Raw genomic sequence first — 7,451 nt, forward strand, 5'->3', positions numbered from 1 at the left:
GTCGCCAACTATATCAACTCCACGATGATCGGCGGCTATTACAGCTACACGCATGGCAACCTCAACCTCGTGCCGGAGGTTCAGTATGTGTATGCGAAGCCTGACCAGAAGGTTGGCATCAGCAAGTTCACGAGCAATTTCGGCGCGGCGATCTTCGCCGATTACGCGTTCGGCAAAAGCCCCTATTCGCTGGGCGGCTGGGTCGAATATTTCAGCTCGAATGGCACCTCTACCTGGTTCCTCAACCCTGGAGCGCAGGGCTACGGCCTGTCGGTCACGCCGACCTGGCAGAACAAGAACCTGTTCGTCCGCGGCGATCTTGGGCTGCTGCATCTGACCAAGATCAGCAATAACGGCAGCACCGGCTACGGTGCGAACGGCACCGGGCGCAACCAGGCCACCTTCGTGGTCGAGGCCGGCGTGCTGTTCTGATACCGCCCTCGGCGCACTCGCGGGGCCGGGCAACGTCAGCTGCCCGGCCTCCTTTTTGCCCAGGCAGAATTGATGTTGCGAAACATTGCAGCGTTGATCGGGATCAATGAAAAATCAGACGCGCGCTGTCACGTCGATGGCTCAGCCGGCAAACGTCCGGTTCACAGAGCAGGAGCCCGATATGATCCCGACCGCATCTGCCCCGCCCTCCATCGCGCAAACCCGTCGCCCGCGTACCCGGTCGGCACCGCTGGGGCTCGCGCTGCTGTTGGCCGCCGGCCTCGGGGCCTGCACCAATCCCTATGATCCCGGCCAGCGCGCTCTTGGAGGAGCCGCCCTCGGTGCCGGCACGGGTGCCGCAATTGGCGCTCTTGCCGGCGGTGGCCGTGGCGCCGCGACAGGCGCCCTGATCGGCGGGGCCATCGGTGCCGTGGGTGGGGCCGCGACCACACCCCCTCCACCCTCGCCGTACGAGGCCGGCTATCCGCCGGCGGCACCCGCAAGCTGGTCGCCAGAGATGGTCTGGCTGCCCTCACCCGGCGTCTATGTGGCTCTCGGCTACAACTATCCGCTCTTCTTCTACAGCGGCTTGTATTACTATTTGTACAGTGGTCGTTGGTATGTCGGCTCGTCGTATAGCGGCCCGTGGCGCATCCACGCGGCACCGCCCCCGCTGCGGCGCTTCCACTCCGGCTACTGGAACAGCTATCAGATGCGCGCCCGCAACTACTATCACAACAACCCGGGTTGGCGACACTTCAGGCCGCGCTGATGCCTGGAACGCGCTATGCTCAGGCGGGAGCCGGCGGTGCGGCGTTCACCTCCAGCGTGGCCATGGGATCGGGCAACCAATCCGCGTCGCGGTCAAGGCTGCGTCGTTCCAGCAGCGATCCCCAGGTGTCCTGCTCGCTCAAGAGGCAAGCCGCGACAGGCCGACGGCTCGCGGCGAATGCGGCTGCTAGCGCGTCCTGACCGCTCATCCGCCGCGCTTCGTCGAACCCGCCGCGCATGACCTTGTCGGTCGCGCGCATGAAGCACTCGAGGCCCGGGCGCGCGGCGAGGAAGCGTTGATCAAACACCGGCGCGCCGCCATCCACGCCTATTGCCACGAATTCCGCGGCAAGAAGCGCCGCAGGCATGGGCCCGACCGGCCGAACCGTCAGATCCGCCCAGATGCCGCCGAGTTGCTCAAGCAGGAAAAATCGTATGAGATCGAGTTGCAATGGCACAGGTGCATCGGCGGTCAGCACCTGAGCGACCCACGTAAAACCGCCAACACGACAGAGCGAGAGAAGTTCGTCGAGCGACCAGAGTTTCACTTCGAACCCGGGATGATGCAGGCTCCATTCGAGATGGTTCGCGCGAAGTTCCTCCTGCATGCCCTCTTCCCAGGGAGAACCACCGCCAAAGCGCCTCCGTCGTGCCCGCAACAGGTCAATCAGCCAGAACTGGTGAATCCGGCGAGGTATCATCCGCAACTCCCGATCGGCGCATCATGACGGTCCAGCCTCCGAAAGGCAGCAACGGCCCGCCGGTCCGGTGTTCCGACAATAGTAAAGACTTATTAACATCCGCTTATCGATTTGCGGGCGCCGCGTCCCGCCGGTCAAGCGGTGACACGCCGCCAGCGTGAACGACGTCAGCCGTCGCGATCCGCCAAATCTATCGGCGGGCGTTGGCCACACCGGCGTCCGGCGTGTGAGCGGACCGTTCCAGCCACTCCGAGACGGGTATCGGGCAGGCGAAGAAATAACCCTGCATCCGCGGACAGCCGCGCGCCTTCAGGAAGGCGACATGCTCCGGCGTCTCGACCCCTTCGGCCACCACATCGAGATCGAGCCGCCGGGCCATGGCGAGGATCGCCTCGACGATCGCCACGGAAGACGCATCATCCGGCACCTGGCCGATGAAACCTCTGTCGATCTTGATTTCGTGGATCGGCAACTGGCGCAGGTAGTGCAGGCTTGAATAGCCGGTCCCGAAGTCGTCGACCGAGAAGCGGACGCCGCGATCGGCCAGAATCCCCATGATCCGGGCGATCTCGAATGTATCCCTGATCAGCAGATTTTCGGTAATCTCGAGCGTAAGTCGGTCCGCCGGCACGCCGGAGATGTCGAGGGCCGCAATCACGTCGGTGACGAAAGCAGGATCGCGGAACTGTCGCGGGCTGACATTGACCGATAGCCGCCAGTCCGGCCGGTCGCGATGGGCTCGTGCCAGCAGCGCACACGCCTCGCGCAACAGCCACCGGCCCAGCGGAACAATCAGCCCGGATGATTCGGCAATGCCGATGAACTCGGACGGGACGGCGATGCGACCATCACGATCGCGCAGGCGCAGAAGGACTTCCGCGCCGACGGGCTTCCCCCCCAACTCCACCTGGTCCTGCAACCAGATCTCGAACCGCCCAGCCTTCAGCGCACTCCTGATCTCGTCTTCGATGGCATGGCGCGCCACGATCGACAGATGCATCGACTGCCGGAACATGACGACATCGGCTTCTCCGGCCTTGGCCTGATACATCGCCGTGTCCGCTTCGCGGATCAGGGTATCGATCGTGTCATCCGGCTTCGGAAACATCGTGAAGCCGATGCTGGCGCCGAGATGGTACTCACGTTCGCCAATCGAGATAGGCCTTGCCGTGAGCGCGTCGATCATCTTTCGGGCGATCGTGGCGGCATGATCGGCCGCATCGGCGACCGTGCTGCCGGCATCCGCAATGAGAACGACAAATTCATCGCCGCCGACACGGGCGATCGTATCGGCCGCGCGGACCGCCTGGCGGAGCCGCTGCGCAGCCTGCCGGAGCGCCGAATCACCCGCCGAGTGGCCAAGCATGTCGTTGATCGTCTTGAACCGATCGAGATCGATGAACAGCAATGCTCCCTGCACGCCGGTCCGGCGCGCCTCAATCAGCACCTCGCGCAAGCGCTCGTTCAGCAGACGCCGGTTCGGCAACTCGGTCAGCGGATCGATATGCGCAAGCCGATAGATCTGTTCCTCCGCCTCCCGGCGTTCGGTGATATCGATCCAGACACCGACGATACCCACCGGATTGCCGGCGGCATCACGCTGCAAGGTCTTCTCGTCATGGATCCAGCGATAGCCGCCGTTCTGGTGCCTGATACGGTAGCGATGAACGAATTGCCCGCTCTCGACCGTGCGCGGGACACCGAGGGCCGCCTGCGGCAGGTCTTCGGGGTGCACGTGGTTTCGCCACCAGTCGAGTCCTCGGATATTCCCCGGGACGTAGCCGAGCATGTCAACGATATTCTCGCTCATGTCGACCAGAACGGCCTCGTCGCCGTGCAGGGCAAGAGCGTAGAGGACGACGCCAGTCGCGGCGAGCAGCCGGTCGATCCGCCGCTCGCTCATCGAATGGGCCATCAGTGCGTCGTCGCGTTCCTGCCGCGTGGTGAACGCCTGCAAAGCCTTGGTCATGTTCGCGGTCAGTTCCACGAGGAGATCGCGCTCCTCCTCTCCAAAGGCCATCGGGTCCGAGGAATAGAGAGTCAGCGCGCCAGCTGCCGGAATCCCGGCCCCGCCGAACGGCAGCGAAATGCAGGACCGGAACCCGGAGGCGAGCGCCTTGTGCCGCCAGGGCTCGAAACGGGGATCGACCGCAATGTCGCGCCAACGGGAGATCCGGCGTTCGCGGATTGCGGTGCCGGCGGGCCCCCGGCCGTTGGGCACATCCGCCCAGGACAGGCGAAGTTGCGCGACATACCCGGTTCCACGCCCGGCGCTCGCCGCGAGGCTGACCGATTTCTCGGGATCGTGCTGCGCCAGACCGACCCAGCACGTATTGTAACCTCCGGTCTCGACCGCAAGCCGGCAGGCCGCGTCGAACACCGCCTGCGCGGTGGTGGCGTGCGCAAAGGCTTCGGTCGCTTCGTGGATCGTCCGCAGGGCCCGGTTGGCACGCTCGAGCGCGTCCTCCCGCAGCCGCCCGAGCAGAAGTGGGGTCAGGCGGGCGACGAATTCCAGAATCAGGCCGTGCGTTTCCTCCGCGATCGCCGGGCTCCTGAAATCGAGCACCAGACCGAAACGGCGGTCGGCAAGATCGAACGGATGGACGACCTGCCGGCGGATGCCGGCGCGGACCAGTTCGCGCAGGCGCGGGTACGCCGGCCCAGGATCGGCGTCCATCATCGGTCCGCTGTCATACATCCGCCCCTCGACGAGGGCCGCGCCGAAACTGATGGTGTCGACCGGGTGGCCGGCAAACCAAGGGGTCATGTCAAAGTCGGCCAGATCACTGTCTTGAGCGATATGCGACTTGACGTATTCCAGCATCCGGTATGCCGGATGAAACGCGACGAGAAAGCAGATCGCCGCGCCGGCGCGTTCGGCGCAACAGGCCAGGGCATGATCGAGAGCGGCGTCGAAATCCGCCGCATCGGCAATCGCCTCGGAAAGGCGGTTCCAGAACGCGAGATCGGCCGATACCTTCGCCTGCTCACGGTTCAGCCGCCGCAGTTCGAGTTCGGTCATCACCGACTGGGCGAGTTCGGTGAGGAACTTCCGGCTGGACGCATCGAATTCCGCACGCGGCTCAGGCGAGAGCACGCACATGCTGCCGATACGATAGCCGTCCGGCGTGATGATCGGCGCACCCGCGTAAAACCGGATATGGGGAAACCCGCTGACGAGCGGATTGTCACGGAAGCGTTCGTCCTCGCGGGCATCCGGCACTACAAGAGGACTGTCGGTGCCGATCGTGTGCTCGCAAAATACGGTGCCGCGGGGCATGCACTCAAGATCGGTGCCGACCTTCGCCTTGAGCCAGTGACGGGAGGCATCCGCGAAGGATACCGTGGCGATCGGCATGTCGAGCCCATGCGCCGCAAGGCGGGCAAAGCGATCGAAGCTCTCCTCCGCCGGTGTGCCGACGATATCGTAACGGCCAAGGGCGGCCAGGCGCCGCGTTTCCGTATCGTCAGACGGCAAGCGGGCTTCCCCTGCTTTCGCGGGTGACAGGAGGCAAGCTCCGGCGCGCATGGTCAATCTCTCGCGCTCCGATATGCCGCAGCGTCCTTGCTATTTCATGATACCACGCCAACACGTGGAAACCACAATCCCGGCGTCTCTCCCTCTTGTTCATCTTTGACCAAAGTTGCATCAACGAACCGAATTGTCTGACCGGTGCCGTGTATGTGGTGCGATCAATCAACCTCTCGATGATGTCGAATTCCACGAACGTCATGATACATTGGGAAAGAAACAATAACAACAAAATTTGAACCAAGGGAAATCCACATCGCACACCAGCCAATATTTATCGCGTTGATTCTGAAAATATTCGCACTTGAACGCCGCCCGAGAAGATATTTTTCTAACAGGTGCGGAAGGTGTTCATAAATTGAGAATAAGTTATATATCCTGCCATAAAAGCACTTCACCGCCCCGCGCTGAGCCGATGACAGGACGGCCGGCATGGGCGACTCGGCCCCGCTGACAGCGGCTGGTTCCGGCACGAGAACCGACACGCGCCTCGTATCGATCCGGATATTCTTTCTTAATCTTTTGCAGGCAAATGAGGCGCACGTCGTCGTTGGGAGATTGTTCGTGCTCAAGAAGCTCTCGATCCGCTATCAGTTCGCCATGCTCGGTGCTTTTGGCGTCGCAATCACTGTCGCGGCGGTGGCGTTGAACCTGTTCGACTCATACCAGATGGAGTTACACTCCAAGGAAGCCCAGGCCAGAGCACTGGTCGCGAGCGCCGTCACCTCGACTGAAACCTATGTCCGTCTCGCGGATCAGGGAGTGATCACGAAACAGAAGGCCCAGTCCCTCGCTCTCAAGGCTCTGGGCGCGGCGCGCTTCGATCACGGCAACTACTTCTTCGTCTACGACCGGCACGGCGTTGCGCTGGCAAATCCGAAAAAGTCGGTGATCGGGAAAAATCTTGAAAACGTCAAGGATCCATACGGTCACTACGTGATCCGCCCACTGATGCAGGCAGCGGCGAGCGGTCATCCGATCTTTCATGAATATTATTGGCCGAAAGCGGGATCCTCGACTCCCCAGCCCAAGATTTCCTACATGGCGGAGGTGCCGGGCTGGCACTGGATGATCGGGTCCGGTCTCTACATCAGTGATCTCAGAACGAATTTCTGGAACGGGGTGCTGCGTTTCGCCGCGATCTTCATTCCGGTTCTGTTCGCCTTTCTTCTGCTCATGATTTACATGCAGAAAAACATCGCGAACATCCTCAAGCGCATGACCTCGGTGATGAAGGCGCTGTCGACGGGCGATTCCAGCGTTGATGTGCCTTTCACCGACCGGACCGACGAGATCGGCGGCATGGCGAGCGCGGTCGAGATCTTCAAATCCGCGGGCATCGAGAAGGCGCGGCTGGAAAACGATGCCACGGCAGCCGCACGGCAGCGCGAAACCGAGCGTGCTCGTACGGAGGCGGAACGCGCCGCCGCCGCGCAGCAGCTCGCCACGGTGGTCGATTCTCTCGCCCATGGCCTGGAGGAACTCTCGGCCGGCCGGTTGACGTTCCGACTGACCGCCGCCTTCGCAGCGGAATACGAACAGCTCCGGACAGACTTCAATGGCGCGATGCAAAGGTTGCAGGACGCGATGCGCGTGGTTGCCACAAATGCCTCGGCCATTCGCTCCGGCAGCGGCGAGATCTCCAGCGCTGCGGACGATCTGGCTCGCCGCACCGAGCAGCAAGCCGCGACCCTCGAGGAAACTGCCGCAGCACTTGACGAAATCACGACGACGGTACGCAATACCGCGGACGCAGCGGTGCATGCCCGAAATATCGTCGATACCGCGAAGCAGGACGCCGAGCATGGCGGCTCCGTTGTGTCGCAGGCGGTGCGGGCGATGGGGGAAATCGAGACCTCATCGAAACAGATCGGCAACATCATCGGCGTGATCGACGAGATCGCCTTCCAGACCAACCTGCTGGCGCTGAACGCGGGTGTCGAGGCGGCGCGGGCCGGCGAAGCGGGGCGCGGTTTCGCCGTGGTCGCCTCCGAGGTGCGCGCGCTGGCGCAGCG

General features: G+C 62.9%; 4 protein-coding genes and 1 pseudogene. 3 read left to right on the forward strand and 2 right to left on the reverse strand.

Annotated features, from left to right (window positions below):
* Together APM_RS17005 and APM_RS17010 are read left to right on the forward strand one after the other, a co-directional pair.
* Nucleotides 1-432 (forward strand): annotated as a pseudogene (locus tag APM_RS17005) (outer membrane beta-barrel protein); the annotation flags it as partial.
* Nucleotides 433-613: 181 nt separating this feature from the next.
* Complete coding sequence (locus tag APM_RS17010) at nucleotides 614-1,204, forward strand: hypothetical protein (protein WP_011941584.1); 591 nt, start codon at nucleotides 614-616, stop codon at nucleotides 1,202-1,204.
* A 19-nt stretch (nucleotides 1,205-1,223) separates the two neighbouring features.
* Here APM_RS17010 and APM_RS17015 read toward each other — a convergent pair whose 3' ends face one another.
* The gene (locus APM_RS17015; RefSeq protein WP_007424632.1) at nucleotides 1,224-1,811 is read right to left on the reverse strand and encodes a hypothetical protein; all 588 of its coding nucleotides are present in this window, start codon (nucleotides 1,809-1,811) and stop codon (nucleotides 1,224-1,226) included.
* A 283-nt stretch (nucleotides 1,812-2,094) separates the two neighbouring features.
* Nucleotides 2,095-5,382: an EAL domain-containing protein gene (locus tag APM_RS17020; RefSeq protein ID WP_007424633.1), complete on the reverse strand. Its 3,288-nt coding sequence runs from the start codon at nucleotides 5,380-5,382 to the stop codon at nucleotides 2,095-2,097.
* A gap of 618 nt (nucleotides 5,383-6,000) precedes the next feature.
* Here APM_RS17020 and APM_RS17030 point away from each other — a divergent pair.
* A partial coding sequence (locus APM_RS17030; protein WP_039889115.1) for a methyl-accepting chemotaxis protein occupies nucleotides 6,001-7,451 on the forward strand: 1,451 nt, incomplete at its 3' end.

The sequence above is a fragment of the Acidiphilium sp. PM genome, from assembly GCF_000219295.1.
Lineage (GTDB): Bacteria > Pseudomonadota > Alphaproteobacteria > Acetobacterales > Acetobacteraceae > Acidiphilium > Acidiphilium multivorum.

Coding starts and splice junctions, on each gene's coding strand:
- APM_RS17015 (WP_007424632.1), bottom strand. CDS start 1,811: ATGCAGGAGGAACTTCGCGCGAACCATCTCGAATGGAGCCTGCATCAT.
- APM_RS17010 (WP_011941584.1), top strand. CDS start 614: ATGATCCCGACCGCATCTGCCCCGCCCTCCATCGCGCAAACCCGTCGC.